The organism is Streptomyces sp. CNX435 (assembly GCF_059570575.1).
On the sequence record NZ_JCANTA010000015.1, the window covers coordinates 145230 to 169661 of the forward strand.

A 24432-nucleotide genomic window follows, 5' to 3' on the forward strand; every position below is an offset into this window, starting at 1 on the left:
AGATGAAGCGGCCAGCACTGTGGGCGGCCGTCCTGGTCGCCGGGCTGCTGTCAGGTTGCGGCAGCGCGGGTTCCGGCTCGTCGTCCGGCACCTCGGACGACACACTCGTGGTCTGGGACTGGAAGTCGGGCGAGGAGACGGCCGCCTCCTACATCGAGCAGGCGAAGGCCGACTTCGCCGAGCAGCACCCCGATGTGAAGGTCGAGTTCGTGGCCCAGCCCTTCGACCAGTACTACACGCTGCTCGGCACGGCCATTCAGGCCGGCGAGGGCCCCGACGTCATGCTCTTCAACGGCGGCGGCCAGATACGTGACCGCGCGGACGCCCTGCTTCCCCTTGACGACTACGTCACCGAGGACAGGAAGCGGCTCGCGGGCTGGGAAGCCTTCACCGCGAAGGGCAAGACCTACGCCGCACCGGTGACGCTGCAGGGCCATCCCCTCTACTACAACAAGGCGCTCTACGAAGAGGCCGGGCTCGACCCCGAGCGCCCGGCGACCACCTGGACCGAGTTCGTCGACGACTGCGAGGCCATCACCGAGGCGACGGAAGCCAGTTGTCTCTCCCTCGGGAACAAGGAGGGCTTCGGCATCCAGTTCTTCCTCTCGGGACTGGGGCCGGGTGTGCTCACCCCGCAGGAGTACGACGACTGGATCGCCGGCGACCGGGACTGGAACTCCCCCCGCGTCCGACGGATCTTCGAACTCTGGAAGGAGGCCAACGACGCCGGCCTGAACAACGACGGGGCCAACTCGACCGCCCTGTTCAACGACGCCTTCGCACTCTTCCAGTCCGGTGAGGCCGCCCACATCGTCGGGCTGATGTCGGACGTCGGCCACTGGAAGGACTTCGGCGAGTTCCTGGACCCCGACGACATCGGCGTCATGCAGGCCCCGCGTGCCGAGGCCGACGCCGAGCCCGCCCTCCCGTACGACGGCGGGATCGGCTACGCGGTCGCGAAGTGGACGAAGAAGCCGGACGTGGCCGCAGACCTGGTGCGTTCCCTGACCTCGACGGACGCTCTCAAGAAGTTCTACGCCGACGCCGGCGCGGTCGTGTCCGACACCACCATCGACGTGTCTGCCGGGGGAGCGGCCCTCTCCACGATCGTCTCGGAGACCGAGGCCGGCAAGCCCGCACTGCACGTCGCGCTGTCCACCAAGACGCTGGACCTGATGGGGAGGCTGTCCCAGCAGATTCTGAGCGGATCGACCAGCGTCGACGACGCGCTGAAGGAACTGGCCGACTCCGACCAGAAGGGCTGACCGCGTGCTGCTCGGAGGCTCGCAGCCGTCGGTCCGCCCGGCCAGCGCCCCGCGGACCGACAGGACGAAGTCCGGGCGGCGCACGCGCCGCGCGGGCCCCGGGACGGACTCTCCCCGCGCCCGTAGGGCGCAGCGCGCCGAACGCCTCGCGCCCTACGTCCTGGTGGCCCCGGCCGTCCTGATCATCGCGGGTCTGCGGCTGTGGCCGCTGCTCCTGGGCGTCAACTTCTCCTTCACCGGCGACGGCGCTCTCGACGGGACCGCGGTCGGTCTGGACAACTACACGGAACTCTTCCGCGACCCGCTCTTCCGCACCGCGTTGAAGAACGTCGGACTGCTGGTGCTGCTCCTCCCGGTGGCGGTGGCGATCCCGGGCCTGCTCGCGACGTTCATCTTCCTGCGGGTGCCGGGGCACCGGGTCTTCCGGAGCGTCTACTTCTTCCCGGCGGTGCTCTCGCCGGTGATCGTCGGCGCGATCTTCAACCTCCTGCTGGCCATCGACGGCCCGCTCAACTCCCTGCTGGACACGGTCGGCATCGGTCCGGTCGACTGGCTCGGCGATCCGGACGTCACGATGTTCACCGTCGTCGGAGTGCACGTGTGGGCGACGTTCGGGATGGCTCTGGTGGTCTTCCTCGCCGGCTTCTCTACCCTGGACGCCAGCCTCCTCGACGCGGCCCGGGTCGACGGCGCCTCGCTCCGCCAGGTCATCCGGCACGTGATCGTCCCCGGCCTCTCCCGCACCATCCAGTTCGTCTTCGTGACCACCATGATCGGGATGCTGACCTCCATGTTCGGCCTGCTCTACGTGATGACCAGCGGCGGACCGGAGGGGTCGACCTACCTGCCGGAGTACTACATCTGGATCCAGCAGGGGCAGATGAACCGCCCGGCGCTCGCCTCGGCCGCCTCGACGGTCCTCTTCCTCATCATGCTCGTGGTGGGGCTGGTACAGGTCGGGCTGCTCCGCCGCGCGGGGAGGGAGCACTGATGCGCGTCCCACGCCTGAGGCGCTGGGCGGTCGCCGTCCCGATGGCGGCTCTCGCGCTCGCGACGGTCTACCCCCTCGTGTTCACCGTCAACGTCGCCATGAAGTCCCGCCACGACTACATCCTCGACCGGTTCTCCCCGGCGGACTCCCTGCGCTGGGACAACATCGCCACGGCGTGGACGAGCGTCGGGCTCGGCCGGTACTTCGTCAACTCCGTCGTCGTGGTGGCGTGCGCCGTCGCGCTTCTCCTGCTGTTCGGATCGATGGCCGGATTCGCCCTGAGCCAGCTGCGGTTCCGGGGGTCACGAGCACTGTTCCTGTGTTTCCTCGCGGCGCTGTTCGTACCGTTCCAGGTGGTCATGGTCCCGCTCGCGCAGGTCATGGCAGACGTCGGCCTCATGGACACGTACCCCGGGCTGATCCTCGCCTACGTGGCGCAGTTCCTCCCCTTCTCGATCTTCTTGATGACGACCTACTACAGCGGGATACCACGCGAGATCATGGACGCCGCCAGGATCGACGGGAACACGCTGTACGGCGTCTACCGGCGGGTCATGCTGCCCATCGGCCGCCCGGCGCTGCTCTCGGTCGGCATCCTCGACGCCCTGTTCTGCTGGAACGACGTGCTCATCTCCCTGCTGATGATGCCGTCCGCCGAACACCGCACCCTCATGGTGGGCGTCACCTCACTGCGCGGTCAGTATTCCGACGACATCCCCACCTTCGCCTCCGGAGTACTGATCGCCGCATTGCCGGTCCTCGTGATCTACCTCTTCTTCCAGCGCCAGATCGCCGACGGGATCACCGCCGGCGCCACGAAGGGCTGACATGCGGATCACCGGGTACCGCAAGCTGACGACGTTCCACGACTGGGGCCGGCCCGCCGGCGACGCCAACGGCGTACTCACCGACGGGATCCTCCCGGTGCCGGTGATCCTGGTGGACACCGACGCTGGAATCACCGGCGTCGGACTGGGACCCCACGCGGCGGCGGAAGCCGTCTTCGCCGCCATCGACGGCGAGGACCCGCGCTGCGTGACCGCGCTTTACGACCGCATGATCCGGCAGACCTTCAAGGCCGGACACAGCGGTGCCGTCTTCGGGTCCATCGGCGCATTCGACACCGCCCTGTGGGACATCAAGGCGAAGGCCGCGGGCGAACCGCTGTGGCGACTGGTGGGCGGACGGGACCGGAGAGTCCCGGCGTACGCCTCCGGACTCGACATCGCCCTGAGCGACGACGACCTCGCCACGGTCTACCAGGTCTACGCCGAGCGCGGCCTGCGGGCGGCCAAGCTCAAGGGCGGTCTCGACATCGAGCGGGACCGCGACCGGCTCACCCTCGTACGGGAGGTGCTCACCCGGGCCGGACGCGGGACGCGGCCCGCCCTGATGCTCGACGCGAACGAGAGCTGGACCCGCAAGCAGGCGGTCCGTCACGTCTGGGAGCTGGAGCAGACCCTGGACCTCACCTGGGTGGAGGAGCCCGTCCGGCGCTGGGACGCCGAGGGCCTGGCCGTCGTCGGGCGGGGAATCCGTACCTCGGTGGCCAGCGGGGAGAACCTCACCGGTCTTGAGCAGTACCGCCCGCTGCTGGCCCACGGCGCGGTCGACATCGTCCAGATGGCAGCGGTCTGGGGCGTGACCCACTTCCTGCGGGTCGCCGCCCTGGCGCACGCCCACGACCTGCCGGTCAGCCCGATCGGCGACTCTCCCGTCGCCCTGGTGCACGCGGCGACGGCCGTGCCCAACCACATCGCCAGCGAACTACAGAACCTCCAGCCGCCGGTGGGCCTGACCGTCGACCTGAGCATCGAGGACGGTGCCTTCGTCCTCGGCGACTCGGCGGGCCTGGGCATCGAGGTCGACGAGGCGGCGATCGCGGCGGCGGAACGCCCCCCGCACACCGGCGCGTACGAAGGCCCCCACATCCGGCCCGAGCACGCCGGACGGCGACTGCTGGCAGTCGCCGACCGCGGCCCCCTCGCCGCGCACCACCCCGAACCTCCCGTGCTCCGCCCGCCGTACCGCCACAACGAGGTGCCGCACACCTCATGGCCCTGACCCCCCCACCGCGAAGAAAGGACGTGGTCATGCCTGAACTCCGTTCACGGTACGCACGCACAAGAGCCGCGGCGACCGCCGCGGCCCTGGCCGCCGGACTGCTCGCCGTCCTGCCCACCGAGTCAGTCGCCGCACCCCAGTACACGCTCGTCGTCGCGCCGACCGGCGCCCCCCGCGCCGCCGACGACGGCCCGGCCACCGCCGAGCAGCCGCTGCAGACCCTGGCGGAGGCGCAGCAACGAGCCCGGGACCTCGCCCGCCGGGGCGACGGCGACGTCACGGTGAGCCTGCAGAAGGGCATCCACCGAATCGAGTCCCCGCTGCGCTTCGGCGCCGCCGATTCCGGCCGCGACGGACACACCGTGACCTGGCAGGCGGCACCGGGAGCCGAAGCCGTGCTGAGCGGCGCGGATCCGGTCACGGGCTGGGAGCTCGACGACCCCGCGACGGGCATCTACAAGGCCGACGTCGGCACCGGCTTCGACAGCCGGCAGCTCTACGTCGACGGCGTACCGGCACAGCGCGCGCAGATCAGCCTGTCCCGTTCCGACATCACCCTCAACGCGTCCGGCTTCACCCTCAACAACCCGGACCTGGGCTACCTCGCCAACCTGCCCGACCAGAAGCGCATCGAACTCCAGGCGAAGCTGTCGTTCACCAACCGGTTCGCACCGGTGCAGAGCATCTCCGGCTCGACGGTGCTCATGCAGCAACCCGGCTGGGACAACAACACCTACGGCTACGACACCATCCAGTCCCCGTTCCGCACACCGACGTTCTCCCTGCTGAACTCCAAGAGCTTCCTCGACGAGGCCGGTGAGTGGTACCTGGACACGACCGCCGGAACGCTGTACTACAAGCCGCTTCCGGGACAGGACCTGCAGAGCACGCCTGTCGAGCTGCCGCGACTGGAGTCACTGGTGGAGGTCGGTGGCACCTACGACGAGCCGGCCCGCGACCTCCGGTTCGAAGGGCTGACCTACACCGGCACCACGTGGCTGCACCCCAGCACCGCCAACGGATACGCCAACCAGCAGACGGGCGCGTTCCTCACCGGCGCCCAGGAACACCGGCCGGCGGACGCCTTCACCTCGTGCGCGGTCGGCTGCAAGGGATTCGAGGGCGCCCGCAACAACTGGGCCCAGGCACCCGGAGCGGTGCAGGTGTCCGCCGCGGAGAACATCGCCTTCGAGAACAACACCTTCGTCAACCTCGGCTCCGTCGGCCTCGGCATCGGCAACGACGCCAACGCGCACGCCACCGGTGTGGGACTGGGCGCAAAGAACGTGTCGGCCGTGGGCAACGAGTTCACCGCCAGCGCCGGCGGCGGCATCGTGGCGGGCGGCGTACGGCCGGACGCGCACCACCCGTCCGACGAGCGCATGACCAACAGCGACATCCTGATCAGCAACAACCGCATCCACTCCACGGCGCTCGAATACCTCGACCAGGACGGCATCTTCGCCAGCTACATCTCCGGACTGGCCATCGAGCACAACTACGTCTCCGACATGCCCTACACCGGCATCGGGGTCGGCTACGGCTGGGGCGCCAACGATCCGGGCGGCAGCCCGGAGTACATCAACCGCGGGCTCTACGACTTCCAGCCGATCTACCAGACGCCCACGACGCTGCGCGACGTGCGCATCGAAGGCAACCACGTGCGCAATGTCGTGCAGACGATGTTCGACGCCGGCTGCATCTACACGCTCTCCGCGATCCCGAGCGGCGCCATCAACGAGAACTACTGCGAGGGCAGCGGACAGCTCGGCCTGTACTTCGACGAGGGTTCCCGCTATCTCAGCGGCAGCCGCAACGTCTTCGTCGGCAGCGCCGGTCAGTGGGCGCACGCCAACAACCAGAACGGCAACCGCACCGGCGACCTCACCCTGACCGGCAACTACACGACCAACTCGGCCATCACCGGCCTCGTCGACGGCCAACGGGGCAACGTCGTCCGCGACAACGTCACCTTCAACACCGGCAACATCCCCGCCGAGGCCCAAGAAGTGATCTCCAACGCGGGCCCGGCGTAAGGCAGCGCCGCACCGCGGGGCGCCCCGCCGGCCGGCGGGGCGCCCCGGCTAGGGCGCGGTCAGCTCGAACCGTGCCACCCGGACGCTGCCTCCCAGCGCCCGGGTGGCGTGGTTGAAGAGGGCGTAGCGGTAGCCCATGAAGAACTGCCAGGCGTTGTTGAGCGTGAAGGCGGGACCGAGCGGGCTGAAGCCGCTGCCGTCGGTGCTGTACGAGAACTGGGCCTGCCGCCCGCTGCCGGGCCGGATGTCGGCCCGGGCGCGCAGCCAGATACGGCTGCCCGACAGGGCCGCGCTCGCGCGCTCGGTGCCGGTGCCGGTGGTGTTCCAGTTGCCGTCCATGGTCAGGCCGTCGACCATCACCACGCGCGTCGTGCCGCCGTCGCGTTTGAGGCCGATCCAGGCGGAGGAGTCACGGAGCATGGCGAGACCCGCGCGGTCGCCGTCGGCCATCTGGGAGCAGTCGAGTTCGATGACGGCGGTGGAGGTGGGGCCCTGGATGCGGTGGGTGAGCGTGTTGCGGGCGCTGTACAGGTCGCCGGTCACCGTCGCGGTGCGCAGGGTCAGTCCGTCGCCGACGGAGAAGCTGGCGGTGTCGGGGTTGTGGTTCCACTCCCACTGCGGGCCGAGCCGGTCGCCCTCGAAGGTGTCGGTTCCGGTCATCGGCGCGACCGGGCGCAGCGGCAGCGGTGCGGTGTACGACTGCCCCCAGGCGCCGTTCACGAGCTGGAGGGTGGGCCAGCCGTCCCCGGACCAGGTGATCGGGGCGAGCGCGGGGACGCGGCCGCCGGGGTAGGCGTCGACGAAGGCCATGTAGTGCCAGCCGCCGTCCGGGGTGCTCACCAGGCCGCCCTGGTGCGGCACCCCGCCGCCGGCGATCGGTCCGGGCAGGTCGAGGAGCACCTGCCGCATCTCGTACGGGCCGAAGGGGCCGGAGGTGGACTTCAGGATGTACTGGCCGTTGGCCGGCCGGGTCAGGAAGATGTAGTGGTTCCCGTTGATCTTGTAGAACCGGGCGCCCTCCAGGGTGCCGACGCTCGGCGGGGTGCTGAACACCTGCTGGGAGCGGACCTGCGTGCGGGCGTCCGGCGAGAGCTGCGCGACGTGGATGGCCGTGTTGCCGTAGGCCACGTACGGGGTGTCGTCGTCGTCGAACAACAGCCCCGCGTCGTAGTAGACGTGGTCGAGCGAGGCGTGTCTGGTCCACGGTCCTTCGACGGACGCGGCGGTGTAGAGGTAGGTGCGGGCGAAGTCGATCTGGCCCAGCCAGTAGAAGGTGCTGTTGCCGGGGCGGTAGCCGAGGGAGGACGCCCAGATACCGCGGACGTAGCCGCGCCCGCCGTTCAGGTCGTACTTGCTCCCGAAGTCCAGCACCGGCACCGAGTGCCCGGCGAACTCCCAGTTGACCAGGTCGTAGGAGCGCAGGATGGGCGCGCCCGGCGAGTAGTGCATCGTCGAGGCGGAGTAGTAGTAGGTATCGCCGACGCGGATGATGTCGATGTCCGCGAAGTCCTGCCACAGGACGGGGTTCGTGTACGTCGCCTGCGGAGCGCTCGCCGCGCCGCGGGACGCCGCGGCCGGCCGGGCCGGTGCGGAGTGTGCGGGCTGTGCGGCTTGTGCGGCGTGCGCGACGGGCAGTGCGCTCGCGGCGGCCAGGCCGGTGGCCGTGAGCATCCTCCGGCGGCTCCAGGGGCGCGTCGGGTCGGACATGGGGGTCGGTCTCCTTGGTCGTATCGGGTCAGGTGCGGGTCCACTGCTGGCTGGGCTGGCCGTTGCAGGCCGACAGAACCAGTCGCGAGCCGTTCGCGGTGGCCGCGCCGCTGACGTCCAGGCAGAGGTCGGCGTAGACGTTGCGGATCGATCCGTCGTCGGCGAGGGTCCACTTCTGGTTGTCCTGGCCGTTGCAGGACCAGGTGATCACCGGAGTGCCGTTGGCGGTCCCCTGGTCCTCGGCGTCGAGGCACTTGTCGCCGTAGACGCGGATCTCGCCGCCCGCCCAGGTGGTCCACAACTGGTTGGCGGCGGTGTGGCAGTCCCAGATCTGGGTGGCGGCGCCGGCGGCGGTGGACGAGTTGACGACGTCCACGCAGCGCCCGGAGCCGGTGCCGCGGACCCGGGCGGTCTCGGCGGCGAGCGGCGTGCCGCCGTCGACCCGGAACGCCGTCACGCCGTGCGCCGGCACGCTCGCGGTGATCTGGCCGCTCGTGCTCGACGTGGCGCCGGTCCACAGGTCGGTGAGGGTGAACGAGCCGCCGGTCAGGCCGATCTGGGCGGCCGAGGCGCTGATGGTGGCGGTGCTGTCGCCGCGGTTGAACAGCCCGACGGCGACCGAGCCGTCCGACAGCACTTTGGCGAACACCTCGGTAGCGCCGTCGTCGCGCACCCGCCGCCCGCCGACGCCCAGGGAGTCCTGGTTCACCGCCAGCAGCCGCTGGTTGCGCAGGACGGCGCTGACGTCCGCGGACATGGTGCGGATGTCGTTGCCCGCCATCAACGGCGCGGCCATCAGCGCCCACAGCGTGAAGTGGGAGCGCGACTCGGTCAGCGACAGCCCCGGCCGGCCCACGACCAGCATGTCCGGGTCGTTCCAGTGGCCCGGGCCGGCCTGCGCGGCGAGCGGGGCGTTGACGTCGACGACGTTGCCGACGCCCATCGGATAGCTGTTGACGTTGCCGTTCTGCCAGATGTCCAGCAGGTCCTCGGTGGTGCGCCACAGGTCGGCGACCTCGCCCCAGTCGTACGTGGGGCCGGTGATCGCGTGGAAGCTGTTGGGGTTGATGCTGTAGACGATGGGCCGGTCCGTGGCCCGCAGCGCGTCGCGCATCAGGGCGAACCGGGCGACCTGCTCGTCGCGCGTGCCGTCGGGGGAGCACCAGTCGTACTTGAGGTAGTCCACGCCCCAGGAGGCGAAGGTGCGGGCGTCCTGGACCTCATGCCCCAAGCTGCCCGTCGAACCGGGGAACGTGCCGACGCGCTGCGCGCAGGTGCGCTCGGTGGGCACCTGGTAGAGCCCGAACTTCAGGCCGAGGCTGTGGATGTAGTCGCCCAGCGCCTTCATGCCGCTGGGGAACTTGGTCGGGTGCGCGCGCAGGTTGCCCTGGGCGTCGCGCTGCGGGTCGAACCAGCAGTCGTCGACCACCACGTACTCGTAGCCCGCGTCCCGCATGCCCGAGCTGACCATGGCGTCCGCCGCCTGGCGCACCATGTCCTCGGTGACGCCGCAGCCGAAGCTGTTCCAGCTGTTCCAGCCCAGCGGCGGGGTGACGGCCGGGCTCCCGGGCGCGGCCTGGGCCACCGGCTGGTGGGGCGCCGTGGCGGACAGCATCAGCGCCGCGGCCGTCACCGCGAGCAGCCGGGCCAGTCGTCTTCGTGATCGCGTGAGCATTGTCGCTCCTTTCGCCGCGCCCGTCCCGCGGGGTCCCGCTCCCCGCGGGACGGGCCGTCCTTGCGGCTGTCCGGTGTTCGGCAGGCGGAGTTGGTCCCGGTGCCCAGCCCTGTACGCAGACCCGTGCGCAGACCCGGAGGCCGCGCCCGGTGGCCGGGTCAGTTCCCGTGGATCATCTTGTAGGCGACTTCCGGCAGGAACTGCCCGGCGGTCGAGCCCGCCCCGACACCGCAGTCGCCGTCCGACTCCCCGGGGGTCTTGATCCACAGGAGCATCTCGGCGCCGCCTCCCTCCTGGGGAGGCGTGCCGATCTTGCGGCCGCCGGGGTTGCACCACTCGCCGTTCGAGCCGTTGCCGTTGCGGCTGGTGTCCACGACGAACGGCTTGCTGTAGCCGTAGCGGCCCAGTGCCTGGTTGACGGCGCCGGCGTAGGACACGTTCTCCGAAGTGGGGAAGTAGTTCGAGACGTTGAGGGAGAAGCCTCGGGCCAGGCTGAGGCCGGAGGAGTGGAGACGGTCGGCCATGGTCGAGGCGTCGACCCAGCCGGGGTTGCCCGCGTCGAGGTAGACCCAGGCGTTCGGTGCGGCGGACTGGAACTGGGTCAGGGCGTTGGTGAGCATGGTCTGCCGCTCGTTGATCTGCTCCTGGGTCATGCAGCTGTAGTCGCCGAGGGCGTCGGGCTCGAGTACGACGACCGCCGGGCGGCTGCCGATGCCACGGGCGAAGGCGTCGATCCACCCGGCGTACTCGGACGGGGACGAGGCCCCGCCGCCCGACTGCCCGCCGCAGGCGTCACGGCCGTACATGTTGTACGCGACGAGGATCGGCAGCTTGTCGGCGGCCTCGGCCGCACCGGTGTAGGAGCTGACGGCGGAGCCGATGTCACCGCTCCAGGAGCCGAACCAGCGGGCCATGGGGGTGTCGGCGATGGAGTCGCCGATCGCGGCGGCCCGGCTGTCTCCGGGGTTGGCGGCCGACCAGACCGCGGGACTGGAGTTCGGATCGACGTAGAAGCCGCTGGTCATGGCGAGCGGGGTGGGCGCCGCCAGGGCGGATGGGGACGCGGACAGGAACAGCGGCAGGGCGAGGACTGCCGCCACCGCCCCGCGTATGACTTTGCGCATCGGTGAACCTCATTCATGAAGGGGTACGCCGCGCGGCCCTCGTCCTGGGCCCGCGGCATGAAGGTGCGACGACGTCGAGCTGCGGCACTCCGAGCACGAGTGGCGCACGGGAGCAGCGGTGAATCTTGGGAGCGCTCCCACTTCGCGGCAGAGAGATTCGCGAGTGCTTCGCCATCGTGTGCGTGCTGATGGGGACCTGTCAAGAGAGGGTGCAAGGTCACCCCGCACCGGAGGGCGAGGCGACGTCGAGGCGGCCGGGACTGGAAGCGCTCCCGGTGGGTAAGGGGGTTTCGACAACCACAGCTCGGAGAGGGCCCGGGGTCCATGACAGACGTGCCGCGCCGGCAGCCCACGCTCGACGAGGTGGCCGAGCGTGCCGGCGTCTCCCGTTCGGCGGCGTCCCGGGTGCTCAACAACGCGCCTCACGTCAGCCCGGAGAAGCGTGCGGCGGTCCAGCGGGCCATCAGGGAACTCGACTACGTGCCGAACACGACGGCGCGGGCGCTGGCCACCCGCCAGAGAGGCGCGGTCGCCCTCGTCATCTCGGGCGAGGCTCCGTCGATCTTCGCGGACCCGTTCTTCGCCAAGGTGATCGTCGGCGCCTCCGCCGCCCTGGAGGAGGCCGACCTGCACCTGATGCTGTGCCTCGCGGCGAGCGATCGCAGCCGGCGCCGTCTGGCGGAACTCCTGCGCGCCCGTGGCGTCGACGGCGCCATGCTCATGGCCGTACGGGAGAACGACCCTGTGCTCCACATCGCCGGCGAGGCCGAGGTGCCCGTCGTCTTCGGCGGGCGCCCGGCGGGTTTCGAAGCGCCGTGGTACGTAGACGTCGACAACGTCGGTGGCGCCCGCCAGGCAACGGAGCACCTGCTCGCCCGCGGGCGGAGGCGCGTGGGCATGATCTCCGGGCTGCCGGACACCCAGGCGAGCCGTGCACGTCACCGCGGCTACCGGGAAGCCATGGTCCTCGCTGGACTGCGGCCCATCCCTCCGGAACACGGAGACTTCACCGAACCCAGCGGCGCCGCCGCCATGGCGGCGTTGCTGAAGCGGGAGCCGGATACGGACGGGGTGTTCGCCGCCAACGACAACATGGCGGCCGGCGCCCTGCGCGCGCTGCGCGGCGCCGGCCGGGCGGTGCCCCGTGACGTCGCGGTCGTGGGCTTCGACGACCTGGACATCGCGCAGATCGCCGAACCGTCGCTGACCACGGTCCACCAGCCCATTCAGGCCCTGGGCAATGAGACGGCGCGCATGCTCGTCGGGCGCATCACCGGCGAGGAACCCAGCTCCCTGATCCTCCCCACCCACCTCGTCGCCCGCGCCAGCACCTGAACGGCAGCCGCACCGGCGCGGGCCGCGGCGCTCCGCGAAGCCCGGCGCGATGCCACCTGGCCGGGCCGACTGTCAGAGGGGGCTGACACGATGCGGGGCATGTCGACTCCCCTTGCGTGGGTTCCCGCCACTCATGGCCACGAACTGGCCCTGGACGGAACCACTCTCAGATGCCGTAAGTCCGACGGCCGCCTTCTGCAGTCCGTCCCCCGAGCCGTGCGCGCCAGCTCGGCGGGCAAGAAGCTGTCCGAGTTGCGCGAGGGGCTGGTGCGGCACGAGGAGGAGTGCCGGTCCACCGTGGAGTCCTGGCTGCTGGCCGGTGTTCCGGTGCCCGCCGCCCTGCTGGCCCGCGTGTGGCCCGACCCGTGCTGGCGGTCCGTCCTGGAACACCTCGTGGTGGTCGTCGACGGGCGGACGGGCCTGCTGACGGACGTGACCGAGGCGGGCCGTACGGGCTTAGTGGGCCGTGACGGCACTGCGCACACCCCACCGGTGGGCCCGGTGCCCCTGCCGCATCCGGTCCTGCTGTCCGACGCGGAGAAGTGGCGGGAACTGCTCGATGACCGTGCGGCAGCGCAAGGTCTCCCGCAGCTCGCCCGCGAGATCCACCACCGGCCGGACGATGCCGACCCCGGAGCCACCGGCCTCGATGAGTACGCCGGGGGAGAGTTCGCGGAGCTGCGTCATGCCACCGCCCGCGCCGCCCAGCACGGCTTCGTCATGCGCGGCGGTTTCGCGACGCTGCGGATCGCCGACGGCGGTGTCGGTCTGCAGGCCCGCTACTGGCTGGGGTCCGACGATCCCGGACTGCCCGCCAAGACCGGACGACTGTGGTGGGTGGACGCCTCTGAACGGCCCGTCGCGCTGGCCGAAGTCGGCCCGGTGGCCTGGTCCGAAGGCGTGCGCATGGCAGAGCTGATCTACGCGGGAAGGACGACCGATGACAGCTGACCGAATCGCGCTGGAGACGGGCCTGGCGCCCGTCGGTACCCCGGGCGGCGAGCCGGTCACCGCCCGCCGCTACACCCACCCGCTGCTCGGCACCCGGCCTGTGGTCCGGCTGAGCGGACAGGCCGCCGCGCCCGGCGAGGACCAGGTGCTCGCCGCCGCCGGGTTCTCCGCACCCGACGCCGGCCCACCGGTGTCGGCCGGGCACCGCCAAGAGCCCGGCTACCCGGCGTGGGCCGTGCTCCACGACCCCTCCCACGCCGACGTGGCCCTCGGGGCGGCGCCCGAGATGGCGCGCGCCGAGCGGCTGGCCGGGCCCAAGCCGGGACCCGCGCTCGACCTGTACGGACAGATTGCCACGACGCTGCCGGACTCCCACCTTCCGGCCTACTGGGAACAGGTCGGCCGGGCGTTCGTCGCCGCCGGCCGCCACCGGCAGGCCGCGATGATGTTCGGCCGGGCGCGCAAGGCCGATCAGTACCTGCCGTCCGTCGATCCGGCCCGGCAGCGCGCGGTGTTCCTGGAGTTCGCCCTCGCCGGGGCACTGTCGGTCAAGGACATCAAGACTTACGTCGCGGACCTCGGCAAGCGCCCGGGCGACCCCGCAGAGGCATACCGGGAGCTGCGGGAGCTGGCCGTACGCCGTACGCTCGGCGGCCTGCCGCCCTGGCCCGAGATGCTCAAGCAACTCGCCAAACTGGCCAAGGCCGCCGGCCTCGACGTGGCGGCCGAACACGGGTCCGTGCTGGCAGCCCTCGTGGATGCGCCCGCGCTCTGGCGGGCCTCGGACGGCTTCTGGACCTCGCAGCGCAAGACCTGGCTGGCCGCCGTCGTCGCCACCTCGTCCGCGGTGAAGCAGCGGCTCGTGTGGCAGCTGACCGATCTCCCGTACTCGGACATGGACGCCTGGTGGGTCGCCCTCCTCGACGAGGCGGGCGCCTTCGACCAACTCGGCGACGACACCGCCCGCTGGCTCACCGCGATGCTCCGCCGCTACCGCGGACCCGAGATGCGCACGCCCAAGGCCCCCCGGGAGCTGCTCGACCTGCTGCCGCGCCTGGCCGCACGCATCGGCCCCGACGAGGGCCCGCTGCGCCTCGGCAACGGCACCGCGAAGGAATACCGCATCGACGCCGCGGTCATCGGCGGCTGCCTCGCCGCGGGCATAGCGGTGCCGGACCCGGATCCGAAGCTGCTGCTCGGGCACTGGTGGGACCACGACCGCGCCGATCTCGAAGCGCTGACCGCCGACGACCGGTTCACCGACCCGCTCGTCCATTCCCTCCTCGCCGACAACTGGTCCGACGAACGCTGGCAGAGGGCGTGGACGATCAAGCCACTGTGGCCCTCCCTGCGCCGGATCATCGACGACCGGTTGCACTACGCCACCTCCGGCACCCTGCAAAGCGCCCTCGACGCCTTCGACTGGCTCTACACCATGCTGTCCCGGCGGGCGGTGGCGGAAGTCCCGGACCTCCTCGACCGGCTGGCCGGCATCGACCTGGTGGCCCCACTGACCAGGACGCTCCGTGCGGGCATCTTCGACGAACTGGGCTGGGACGCCCTGGACAAGGCCGCCGGTGAGCTGAAGGGCGAGGACAACTGGTGCCGCGCCAGCTGGCCCATCCTGACGGTGCACGACCGCCGCAAGGCCATCGCGATCGGACCCGGCGGCTGGATCGCGGAGCACCGGCTGGTGGTGCCGAGGGGTGCGAGCCAATTCTCCTACGACGTACGGGCGTTCTTCTCCGAGGGAGAGTTCCAGGTCTTCCACAGCGTCAACCGCATGCAGAGCGTGTACTGGTCCGGCGCCCCGGGCGAGATCCACACGGCACAGGAAGCCTCGTGGAAGTGGCGGCACGGCGAGAAGACGCGCTCCGGCTACACGTTCCTGGGGCCCCGCGCCCGGCGGTTCACGGGCCACCGGCTCCTGACCGTGGGCGATCGCCGGGTCGGCGCCGAGGGCCACATGTTCCACGATGGCCGGACGTACTGGTGGTACACCGGCGTCGACAAGGAATCCCTGGTGGTGCGCCCCATCGACCCGGCCACCGGGCAGCTCGGCGAGCCCGGCCGGCCCGCGTTCCTCGACGCGTCCCTGCTGGGCGCGGACGAGGGCTGGCTGATCGAGCACTCGTCGCTGGCCCCGGTCACCGCCGGCACCGCCACCTCGCCCCTGGGCACCGACGGCACCCACCTGGGCTTCCGGGTCGCGTACGACCGCGTGACGGGACACGTCCGCTACCACCGCATCGACGGCGTCCACGGCACCGCTCTCCCGACGACCGGCGCGCTGCCGCACGGACGCTGGACTGCCCGGCCGCCCGTCCCCTGGGGACTCCTCGACGTACCCGGCTCGGACCGGCGGCTGCTGCTGGACGGCGGCTACGACGTCACCGCGCGCGATCCGGAAACCGGTGCCGCACACTGGCGCGTTTACATGATGGACCAGGACTGGATCGTCAATCAGCCGTCCCCGATGGCCGCGGGCACGCGCCGCATGCCGCCGAAGGCGTTCTGGCACTTCCTGACCCCCCGTGACCTTCCCGGCTCGCGAGCGCTGCGGGAGATATCCGAGGACACCGTACGGGCCCTGCTGACGGCGACGGCCACCTCCACCTCCACGTCCGCGCTGCGGAATGCCCTCGGTTCCCTGCTGCCCGAGGTCGGCCACCCTCTGCTCCTGGACGGCCTCACGGGCTTCTTCCAGGAGACCAACCGCCGGATCCAGCACCGGGACCGGCTCCTGAAAGTGCTCGGTCGGGAGACCGCCCGGCCACTGGAGGTGCCGGAACCGGACCTGGAAGGTGCATTTGACGGGTTGGTCAGCTTCTACTCCGAGGGAACCGGCGGGACCGTACGGCAGATCGAGCTGGCCGCCGCGTTCTTCGCCGGCTCGATCGACGGCGAGACGGCCATGGCCCACTGGGCGGTCCAGGGGAGCCACTACGACTGGACGGAGCTCGTCGGTCGCATCGGCGGCCTCGGCATCCGCGCGGCCAGCGCCGTCACACCTGCCGAGCACCGCGCGGCAGTGATCGCGCTGCTGCGGTTCTGGGCCTCCTCGCCCCTGACCGATCCGGCGTTGCACCGCGGCCTGTTGGATCCGGGGGAGGACGGGGACGAGGAACCCCCGGTGGCCCAGTCCACCGCGGAGGGCAAGCTGCTGCCGCTGGACATCGCCATGCACTTCGGCGACTGGTCCCGGTGGCAAGCAGCCGGGAACTACAGAATCAAGGCTTTCCTGCAACGGGGCGACATGCCCCGGCCGGAGGGTTTCGTCGACATCCGGCCGGTGGCCCGGGGCTGGGCCACCGTCAAGCGGCTGCGCCTGCTGGCCGACGAGTTGGAGCGCCGCGAGCCGGTGCCGTTCGACCCTGACGCGGCAGCCCACCTCGCCAAGGCCGCCGACCTCGACCACGCGGAGGCGGCCCTGTGGCTGACCGGCCTGCCCGGAATCGGCGCCGGCGGTGTCCGCACCGGCACACGCCTGTCGGCCGACACCCGCGCCGCCCTGGGTCTGAAGGTGACCGAGGCGGCCGACGCGTGCGACCGGCTGTGGCGGGTGCCCACCGAGGCCCGCCTGGAGCTGTACGACGCGGCGATGCCCAACGACCCGGGACAGCTGTGGAACCAGCGGATGATGGCCGAGCGGCTGGCAGAGGCATACCGGCGGCGGCCGTCCGGATGACGGTTCCGGTGTGATCGATCCCCCGTTGCCGCGCGGCGCGGTGTGGGGGCGGACAATCCTCGCCGGCCGCTTCGGCCGGCGAGGACTATCCGCCCCCCGGCCGGTCATCCGGACGGACCTCCGCGTGTGCGCTGCGCCTTCCGCCCGGTGCCTTCCGGCCCGTGGTCCCCTCGGCGTCTCTCTTGACCAGCACCTTCGCCTCGCTCTGCAGGCGGGCCGCCTCCTTGCGGAGGGCCGGCAGCAGCCGGACGAGCGCGTCCCCGGGACAGTTCGTCTCGTACGCCTCGATGTGGCCGATGACCGTCGGGACGTTGACGGAGGAGCCCTTCGTGAACCGGCTGTTGCTGTTCGTGGAGACGAGGCGGGCGCGGGCGACGGGGGCGATTCCGGTGAGGCCGAGTTTCCAGGCGACCAGCATCTCCAGGGACTTCCGCAGCGGCTTCGGCACCGGCACGCCCTCCGCGTACGTGCCGATCGCGGCGATCCCGGTCGTGCCCCGGTTGAGGCCGACGGTGTGGGCGCCGACCACCGCGCGGTCCACGCCGCCGAGCCGGCCCTCGAAGATCGTGCCGCACTTGTCGACCAGGAAGTTGTAGCCGAGGTCGCCCCAGTCGTTGGCGACGGCGTGGGTCGCGTACATGTCGCGTACGAGATAGGGGCTGTCCGAGCAGTCGTAGTCGTTGGCGTGGCTGGTGTGATGGATGACGACGGCGTGCACGGAGTCCGCGTAGCGCGGTTTCTGGTCGAGGAGCTTCGGATCGGCGCCCCACTCCTTACGGGCGACGATGGCGGGCTGCAGCGCGTGGGCCGGAGAGGGTGGGCTGACCGAGGGGGTCGGTGAGCGTTCGCCCGGATCCGGGTCGGGGCCGAAGGACGGGGCCCCGGCGAGGGGCAGCGTGGTCAGGGCGGCGGCCGTGGCCGCGGCGCCGGTGACCGCCCAGCGCAGGGGGCGCCGGTGCCTGTGGGAACCGCGCGCACCTCTCATATTTTTCCAGCCTGAAGGTTCACCGCCCGCCCCGCCCGTTGGACTGCTCTGGTCGGAGGCCCGTGCGCCGGGCCACCGCGTCGTGGGACGGCAGCCGTGCGAGGGCTCACCGGGGCGGCGCCTCGGCGTGCAGCACGACGACGGCGAGGTCGTCCTCCACCGGATCGTGGCTGAAGTCGTGGGTGGCCTGGCGGACCCGTTCGGCCACCGCCATCGCGCCCATGCCCGCGCAGTCACGCAGAATGCCGGCGAGACCGTCCGCGTCGTCGAGGAGGCGCTGACCGTCCCGGCGCTCGGTGACGCCGTCGGTGACGCACAGCAGGGTTTCGCCGGGGGCGAGCTGGAAGGTGTCGGCGCTGAACTCGGCGTCCTCGTCGATGCCGAGCAGCAGCTGGGAGCGGACCACGGAGCTCACCTCCCCCTCGGCGGTCATCCGCAGCGGCAGCGGATGGCCGGCGCTGGCGAGGCGGCACTGGGCGCCGCCCGCGCTCGGGTCGGGGATCAGCTCCCCGTAGACCATGCTGAGGAAGCGGGGCCGCGCCCCTTCTCCTCTGGCGCTCACCGCTTCCGCGGCGTCCTCCGCCATCATCGCGTTCAGCCAGCGCAGCACGGACTCCACGCCGTGGCCCTCGCGGGCGAGCAGGCGCACCAGGTGCCGGGTCAGGCCGGTCACCGACATCGCCTCGGCGTCCTTGCCCTGCACGTCGCCCAGGAGGAAGCACCACCGCCCGTCGCCCGTGGGGAAGAGGTCGTAGAAGTCGCCCCCGACGGTCTGCCCGCTGGCGTGGGGCTCGTAGACGATGGCCGATTCCATGCCGGGCAGCCTGCCCAGTGTGGCCGGGAGCTGTCGGCGCTGGAGCGCCCGGCTGATGCTCGTCTGGCGGGTGTACTGGCGGGCGGTGACGAGGGCCTGGGCGACCTGGCGGGAGACGTCCTCCACGATGTGGGCCACGGAGTCGGTGATCTCGGGCGGGCCGGACCGCCCGATCAGCAGGGTGCCCCGGCATGTCCCGCCGGAGACCAGGGAGAACGCCAGCGCCGACCCGCCGTCCGCCGTGCCGGCGCTCTGCGGCCACGGCCAGGGGGTCCCCGTGGTGCGCAGCTTCGGCGGCGGCGCCTCGGGTTCGAGGTCGGCGCGGAGCCGGGCGATGTGCTTCTCGTCCGCGTGCCAGACGCTGGTGAGCCGCATGGCGCCGTCTTCGGCGAGGAGCCAGACGGCGCACCAGTCGGCGAGCCGGGGGACCATGAGCTGGGTGGCCAGGGCGGCGACCATGTTCTCGTCGAGCTGTCCGGCCAGCAGCTCGCTGGCCTCGGCGAGGAACGTCCCGCCGTGGCCCCCCACGCCGGCCTGGCCGCGGTACTCGGTGCGGGCGAGGGGGCGGGCCAGCTCCGTGGCCTGCAGTTGCCGGTAGAGCACCGGGTTGAGCGGGCCGACCGGTACCTGCGTCTCACCGGGCGCGGGGAGGGTGAGACGGCACCACACCGCCTTCTCGGTGTGCCGGTAGATGACCCCCCACGAGTCGGAGAGGGCCGACACGATCTGGAGCCCCAGGCCACGGCCGGTGCCCGCGCCGCCGGTGGCGCCGGGCACGGTGGCGGCCGGCTGCCGGTCGTATACCTCGATCCGGACGCCGGTCAGAGCGTCGTCCGCGTCCGGGTCCGTCTCCACCCGGCAGACCAGTTCCATCGGGGTGCCGGCGTGGATCAGCGCGTTGGTGACCAGCTCGCCGACGAGCAGCGCGGCGTCGTCCGCCAGCCGCTCGGCGAGCGGGCCGAGCGAGGAGGTCGCCAGGGCCCGCTCGGTGATCATGGCTCGTACGAAGGCACGGGCCCGGGCCGGCGCCTGCTGGCTGGCCGGGAGTTCCGTGCGCGTGCCGGGCCCGTCCTGCGCGCCGGGCCCGCCCGAAGAGACGGCCTGCACGAGTGGCTCCTGCCTGTGTGATTGCCGGTGCCCTGGGGAAAGGCTGCACTGCCCTCACGATTCTCATCCAGACAAAGCTTAATATAATAGAAAAAGCGGCTCAGAACGGACGACCGGCCGCAGGCCATGCAGGAAACGTGCAGGGATGGTCGTATGGAGGACCGTGAGAAGCAGCCGGTACCCGCCGCCGAGCTGCGCCCACTACTGACCGCGCTCAGATTGCTGCGCGACGGTGACTTCTCGGTGCGCGTGCCGGAGGACGGCGAGGGCGTGCTGGGTGAGGTGGCCGAGGCGTTCAACAGGGTTGCCGCCCGCAACGAGCACCTGGCGTCAGAGGTGCGCCGGGTGCGGGCCGTGGTGGCGCGCAAAGGCGTCCTGGACGAGCGGATCTCCGCCAGCACCGGGCCGGGTGGCTGGGCGCAGACCGTACACGACGCGAACGACCTGCTCGACGCGATGGCCGTGCCGATGACGAACGCCACCCGGGTCCTGGAGGCGGTGGCGGAGGGGGACCTGAGCCAGCACATGGAGCTACGGGTCGGTACCCGGCCGCTCCACGGCGAGCTGCGCAGTCTGGGAGTGGGGCTCAACCGCGTGGTGGACCACCTGTCCACCTTCACCGGCGAGGTGATGCGGGTGGCGCACGAGGTGGGCACCGAGGGCCGGCTCGGCGGCCGTGCCAGCGTGCGGGGGCTGTCCGGCTCGTGGCGGGCGGTGACCGAGGCGGTCAACACCATGGCCTCCCGGCTGACCCAGCAGGTACGTGACATCGCCGCCGTGACCACGGCGGTGGCCAGCGGCGACCTGACCCGCAAGGTGACGGTGGAGACCGCCGGGGAGCTGCTGGAGCTGAAGCTCACGGTGAACACGATGGTGGACCAGTTGTCGGCGTTCGCCGACGAGGTCACGCGGGTCGCCCGCGAGGTCGGCACCGACGGCATCCTCGGTGGCCAGGCGCAGGTCAGGGACGTGTCGGGGGTGTGGAAGGACCTGACGAACAACGTCAACCTGATGGCGTCCAACCTCACCTCCCAGGTACGCAACATCGCCCAGGTGACCACGGCCGTGGTGCGCGGCGACCTCAGCCAGAAGATCACGGCGGACGCGCGCGGTGAGATACGCCAGCTCATGAGCACGGTGAACGCGATGGTGGATCAGCTGTCGGCGTTCGCCGACGAGGTCACGCGGGTCGCCCGCGAGGTCGGCACCGACGGCATCCTCGGTGGCCAGGCGCACGTGAAGGACGTGTCGGGGGTGTGGAAGGACCTGACGGACAACGTGAACTTCATGGCGTCGAATCTCACGTCGCAGGTGCGCAACATCGCCCTGGTGACCACCGCGGTCGCCAACGGTGACCTTTCCAAGAAGATCGACGTCGACGCGCGCGGCGAGATCCTCGAACTCAAGACCACCGTGAACAGCATGGTGCAGCAGTTGCGCGACTTCGCGGACGAGGTCACGCGGGTGGCCCGCGAGGTCGGCACCGAGGGGAAGCTGGGCGGGCGGGCCCAGGTGCACGGGGTGTCGGGGGTGTGGAAGGACCTGACCGACAACGTGAACTTCATGGCGTCGAATCTCACGTCGCAGGTGCGCAACATCGCCCAGGTCGCCACGGCCGTCGCGAACGGCGATCTCTCCAAGAAGATCGACGTCGACGCGCGCGGCGAGATCTTCGAACTCAAGACCACCCTCAACACCATGGTCGACACGCTGTCGTCGTTCTCCTCCGAGGTGACCCGGGTGGCGCGCGAGGTGGGCAGCGAAGGCCGCCTCGGCGGCCAGGCGCGCGTCGAGGGTGTGTCGGGCAACTGGAAGCGGCTGACGAGGGGCGTCAACGAACTGGCCCTGAACCTCACCACGCAGGTGCGCGCCATCGGGGAAGTGGCGAGCGCGGTGGCCAAGGGCGACATGTCGCGGTCCATCACCGTGGAGGCGCAGGGTGAGGTGGCCGACCTGAAGGACAACGTCAACCGCATGGTGTCCAACCTGCGGGAGACCACCCGCACCAAGGACTGGCTGGAGTCCAACCTGACCCGCATCGCCGGCCTGATGCAGGGCCACCGCGACATGGTGGAGGTCGCCGACCTGATCCTGCGCGAACTGGCACCGCTGGTGAACGCGCACTCCGAGCTGTTCTTCCGGGTCGACTCCACGGCCGCCGACGGCGAGGGCCTGGAGCTGATCGCGGACTACGGGGTCGGCGGCCGGGGCCGGGACGACCTCCAGTCGGAGTCCCCGATCCGCGGGCTGATCGCCCAGGCCGTGCAGCAGAAGAAGCGGATCCTGATCGAGGACGCCCCGCCGGACTACGTGACCGTCGAGTCCGGCCTGGGCTCGGCCCCGGCCTCCAGCATCCTCATCCTGCCGATCCTGTTCGAGGACCGGCTGCTGGGCGTGATCGAGCTGGCGTCGTTCAGCAAGTTCAACGAGATCCAGCTGACGTTCGTCGACCAGTTCGCGCACACCATCGGCGTCTCGTTCAACACCATCCTCGCCAACGCCCGCACCGAGGCGCTGCTGTCCCAGTCGCAGGGGCTGACGGCGGAGCTGCGCACCCGCTCCGAGGAACTCCAGCGGTCCAACGCGGAGCTGGAGGAGAAGGCCTCGCTGCTGGCCACGTCGTCCCAGTACAAGTCGGATTTCCTGGCGAACATGTCGCACGAGCTGCGCACCCCGCTGAACTCCCTGCTGATCCTGGCCCGGTTGCTCGCCGACAACGCCGACGGGCGGCTGTCCGACCAGGAGGTGGAGTTCGCGAGCACGATCCACCAGGCGGGTTCGGACCTGCTGCAGCTCATCAACGACATCCTGGACCTGTCCAAGGTGGAGGCCGGCCAGACCGACGTGCGCCCGCACCGGATCCCGTTGACCAGACTCCTCGACTACGTACGCGCCACGTTCCGGCCGCTGACGATCGACCGGGGGCTCGGATTCGAGGTGACCGTCGGCGACGACGTGCCGTCCGAGCTCTACTCCGACCAGCAGCGCATCCAGCAGGTGCTGCGCAACCTGCTGTCCAACGCGGTGAAGTTCACGAGCAGCGGGCGGGTGGAGCTGCGGGTCGAGCGGGTCCCGCCGGAGGGGTTCGCGGAGGACACGCTGCACGACGCGGAGACGGTGCTCGCGTTCTCCGTGAAAGACACCGGGATCGGCATCCCGGCCGAGAAGCTGGACGTGGTGTTCGAGGCGTTCCAGCAGTCCGACGGCACCACCAGCCGCAAGTACGGCGGCACCGGGCTGGGCCTGTCCATCAGCCGGGAGATCGCCGGGCTCCTCGGCGGGCGCATCGACGCGGAGAGCGAGGAGGGCGTGGGCTCGCGGTTCACCCTGTACGTCCCGGCCCAGCTGCCCGGCAAGTCACTGGCGGCGGCCTCGGGGAGCGCGACGCCGCAGCTCGAACCGGCGGAACCGCGCGGCCCGTGGAAGAAGCAGGCCGTCGCGGACCGCGGCGAACCACGGCGCGGCCGGGTCGAGGCGCCGGAGGTGCCCGTATTCCGCGCTCCCGCTCCCGGTGTGGAAGGCGACGCGGTGGGTCCCGCGGCAGCGGGCTCGGCGGATCGGGAACGGGCGGACACCTGGCCGGAGACGACCCGGCTGCGGCAGTGGCTCAGCGGCCGGCCCGGCCGGGTGCTGACCGGACGTCAGATCCTCATCGTGGACGACGACATCCGCAACGTGTTCGCGCTGACGCACATGCTGGGCAGGGTCGGGATCTCCGTGAAGTACGCCGAGAACGGCCGTGAGGGCTTCGAGGTCCTGGACCGCTCCAGAGAGATCTCGCTGGTGCTGATGGACATCATGATGCCGGAGGTCGACGGCTACGAGGTGATCCGGACCATCCGCGCCACGCCGCGGCTGGCCGGCACACCGATCATCGCCCTCACCGCCAAGGCCATGCCGGGCGACCGGGAGAAGGCCATCGAGGCCGGCGCGGACGGCTACGTCCCGAAGCCGGTCAACGTCGACCGGCTGCTGGCGGAGATCTACGAGCAACTCGAAGCACACGACCGCCGGGCGGGCGGCCACCCGGCCGGCGACGACGGCCCCGCCGGCTCCGGCTCCGCCTCCGGCGGCGACGGCGGCGACGCCGACGGCGACGACCCGGCGGCACCGGGACGGGCCGCATGACGACCCCCACCACGCCGAAGCCGCCGCCCGCGCCGGACCCGGCCGGCATCCTCATCGTCGACGACATGGAGGAGAACCTGGTCGCGCTGGCGGCGGTACTCGGCCCCCTCGGCCAGCGCGTGGTCTTCGCCCGCACCGGCGAGGAGGCGCTGAAGGCGATGCTGCGCCAGGAGTTCGCCGTCGTCCTGCTCGACATCCTGATGCCGGGAATGGACGGCTTCGAGACCGCCGCGAACATCAAGCGGCTCGACCAGACCAAGGACGTCCCCATCATCCTGCTCACCGGCCAGGGCATCGACCCCGACTACGCGTACCGCGGCTATGCGGTCGGCGCCGCCGACTTCCTGGCCAAGCCGATCGAGCCCTGGATACTGCGCACCAAGGTCAACGTCTTCCTGGAGCTGCACCGCAAGAACCGGCAACTCGCCGTGCAGGCCGAGCAGTTGCAGCGACTGGAAGCGTCGGTGCACGACCTCACCCGGCATGGCGCCGGTCGGGACACCGGTGACGGCGGGACTCCGGCGGGACGAGCAGGTCCGTCGCCCGGGTGAGTTGTTCACGT

The 24432-nt window shown here is 71.0% G+C and carries 15 protein-coding genes; 10 read left to right on the forward strand and 5 right to left on the reverse strand.

Going from position 1 to position 24432, the window contains the following annotated elements:
- Window positions 1–2: 2 nt before the first annotated feature.
- Genes T328_RS23755 through T328_RS23775 form a run of 5 tightly spaced genes read left to right on the forward strand, consistent with a single transcriptional unit; the run spans window position 3 to window position 6356 of the window.
- Window positions 3–1265 (forward strand): ABC transporter substrate-binding protein, encoded by a 1263-nt coding sequence (locus tag T328_RS23755; RefSeq protein ID WP_496498172.1) that lies wholly within the window; start codon window positions 3–5, stop codon window positions 1263–1265.
- A gap of 4 nt (window positions 1266–1269) precedes the next feature.
- Window positions 1270–2256, forward strand: a complete 987-nt coding sequence (locus tag T328_RS23760; protein ID WP_496498173.1) for a carbohydrate ABC transporter permease — start codon at window positions 1270–1272, stop codon at window positions 2254–2256.
- The gene (locus T328_RS23765) at window positions 2256–3083 is read left to right on the forward strand and encodes a carbohydrate ABC transporter permease (protein ID WP_496498174.1); all 828 of its coding nucleotides are present in this window, start codon (window positions 2256–2258) and stop codon (window positions 3081–3083) included. The genes T328_RS23760 and T328_RS23765 overlap by 1 nt, the downstream gene beginning before the upstream one ends.
- 1 nt (window position 3084) lies before the next feature.
- Window positions 3085–4320, forward strand: coding sequence for a mandelate racemase/muconate lactonizing enzyme family protein (locus T328_RS23770; protein WP_496498175.1), 1236 nt, complete (start codon window positions 3085–3087; stop codon window positions 4318–4320).
- Window positions 4321–4349: 29 nt separating this feature from the next.
- Entirely contained in the window at window positions 4350–6356 is a 2007-nt protein-coding gene (locus T328_RS23775; RefSeq protein ID WP_496498176.1) for a right-handed parallel beta-helix repeat-containing protein, read from the forward strand.
- 48 nt (window positions 6357–6404) lie between these two features.
- Here the strand turns inward: T328_RS23775 and T328_RS23780 are convergent, their stop codons facing one another.
- From T328_RS23780 to T328_RS23790, 3 genes are all read right to left on the reverse strand, one after another.
- A complete protein-coding gene (locus T328_RS23780) occupies window positions 6405–8063 on the reverse strand; it encodes a glycoside hydrolase family 43 protein (RefSeq protein WP_496498177.1) in 1659 nt (552 codons plus the stop codon).
- A 28-nt stretch (window positions 8064–8091) separates the two neighbouring features.
- Complete coding sequence (locus T328_RS23785; protein WP_496498178.1) at window positions 8092–9738, reverse strand: glycoside hydrolase family 27 protein; 1647 nt, start codon at window positions 9736–9738, stop codon at window positions 8092–8094.
- 158 nt (window positions 9739–9896) lie between these two features.
- Window positions 9897–10862: a glycoside hydrolase family 6 protein gene (locus tag T328_RS23790; RefSeq protein ID WP_496498179.1), complete on the reverse strand. Its 966-nt coding sequence runs from the start codon at window positions 10860–10862 to the stop codon at window positions 9897–9899.
- A 324-nt stretch (window positions 10863–11186) separates the two neighbouring features.
- On the opposite strand from T328_RS23790, the gene T328_RS23795 reads away from it, so the two are divergent.
- The 3 genes from T328_RS23795 (at window position 11187) to T328_RS23805 (ending at window position 16836) form a co-directional block, all read left to right on the forward strand.
- The gene (locus T328_RS23795; protein ID WP_496498180.1) at window positions 11187–12197 is read left to right on the forward strand and encodes a LacI family DNA-binding transcriptional regulator; all 1011 of its coding nucleotides are present in this window, start codon (window positions 11187–11189) and stop codon (window positions 12195–12197) included.
- Between the two features lie 99 nt (window positions 12198–12296).
- Window positions 12297–13148, forward strand: a complete 852-nt coding sequence (locus tag T328_RS23800) for a DUF4132 domain-containing protein (RefSeq protein ID WP_496498181.1) — start codon at window positions 12297–12299, stop codon at window positions 13146–13148.
- On the forward strand, window positions 13138–16836 hold the full coding sequence (locus T328_RS23805) for a hypothetical protein (protein WP_496498182.1): 3699 nt from the start codon (window positions 13138–13140) through the stop codon (window positions 16834–16836). Before T328_RS23800 ends, T328_RS23805 begins: the two co-directional genes overlap by 11 nt.
- Before the next feature lie 85 nt (window positions 16837–16921).
- Here the strand turns inward: T328_RS23805 and T328_RS23810 are convergent, their stop codons facing one another.
- Together T328_RS23810 and T328_RS23815 are read right to left on the reverse strand one after the other, a co-directional pair.
- Entirely contained in the window at window positions 16922–17821 is a 900-nt protein-coding gene (locus tag T328_RS23810) for an N-acetylmuramoyl-L-alanine amidase (RefSeq protein WP_496498183.1), read from the reverse strand.
- A 106-nt stretch (window positions 17822–17927) separates the two neighbouring features.
- The gene (locus T328_RS23815; protein WP_496498184.1) at window positions 17928–19742 is read right to left on the reverse strand and encodes a SpoIIE family protein phosphatase; all 1815 of its coding nucleotides are present in this window, start codon (window positions 19740–19742) and stop codon (window positions 17928–17930) included.
- 153 nt (window positions 19743–19895) lie between these two features.
- On the opposite strand from T328_RS23815, the gene T328_RS23820 reads away from it, so the two are divergent.
- Both T328_RS23820 and T328_RS23825 read left to right on the forward strand, forming a co-directional pair.
- Window positions 19896–23870 (forward strand): HAMP domain-containing protein, encoded by a 3975-nt coding sequence (locus tag T328_RS23820; RefSeq protein ID WP_496498185.1) that lies wholly within the window; start codon window positions 19896–19898, stop codon window positions 23868–23870.
- On the forward strand, window positions 23867–24421 hold the full coding sequence (locus T328_RS23825) for a response regulator (protein WP_496498186.1): 555 nt from the start codon (window positions 23867–23869) through the stop codon (window positions 24419–24421). Before T328_RS23820 ends, T328_RS23825 begins: the two co-directional genes overlap by 4 nt.
- The last annotated feature ends 11 nt before the right edge of the window (window positions 24422–24432 follow it).

Coding starts and splice junctions, on each gene's coding strand:
- T328_RS23770 (WP_496498175.1), top strand. CDS start 3,085: ATGCGGATCACCGGGTACCGCAAGCTGACGACGTTCCACGACTGGGGC.
- T328_RS23825 (WP_496498186.1), top strand. CDS start 23,867: ATGACGACCCCCACCACGCCGAAGCCGCCGCCCGCGCCGGACCCGGCC.
- T328_RS23805 (WP_496498182.1), top strand. CDS start 13,138: ATGACAGCTGACCGAATCGCGCTGGAGACGGGCCTGGCGCCCGTCGGT.
- T328_RS23780 (WP_496498177.1), bottom strand. CDS start 8,063: ATGTCCGACCCGACGCGCCCCTGGAGCCGCCGGAGGATGCTCACGGCC.
- T328_RS23765 (WP_496498174.1), top strand. CDS start 2,256: ATGCGCGTCCCACGCCTGAGGCGCTGGGCGGTCGCCGTCCCGATGGCG.
- T328_RS23810 (WP_496498183.1), bottom strand. CDS start 17,821: ATGAGAGGTGCGCGCGGTTCCCACAGGCACCGGCGCCCCCTGCGCTGG.
- T328_RS23755 (WP_496498172.1), top strand. CDS start 3: ATGAAGCGGCCAGCACTGTGGGCGGCCGTCCTGGTCGCCGGGCTGCTG.
- T328_RS23800 (WP_496498181.1), top strand. CDS start 12,297: ATGTCGACTCCCCTTGCGTGGGTTCCCGCCACTCATGGCCACGAACTG.
- T328_RS23775 (WP_496498176.1), top strand. CDS start 4,350: ATGCCTGAACTCCGTTCACGGTACGCACGCACAAGAGCCGCGGCGACC.
- T328_RS23790 (WP_496498179.1), bottom strand. CDS start 10,862: ATGCGCAAAGTCATACGCGGGGCGGTGGCGGCAGTCCTCGCCCTGCCG.
- T328_RS23820 (WP_496498185.1), top strand. CDS start 19,896: ATGGAGGACCGTGAGAAGCAGCCGGTACCCGCCGCCGAGCTGCGCCCA.
- T328_RS23795 (WP_496498180.1), top strand. CDS start 11,187: ATGACAGACGTGCCGCGCCGGCAGCCCACGCTCGACGAGGTGGCCGAG.
- T328_RS23785 (WP_496498178.1), bottom strand. CDS start 9,738: ATGCTCACGCGATCACGAAGACGACTGGCCCGGCTGCTCGCGGTGACG.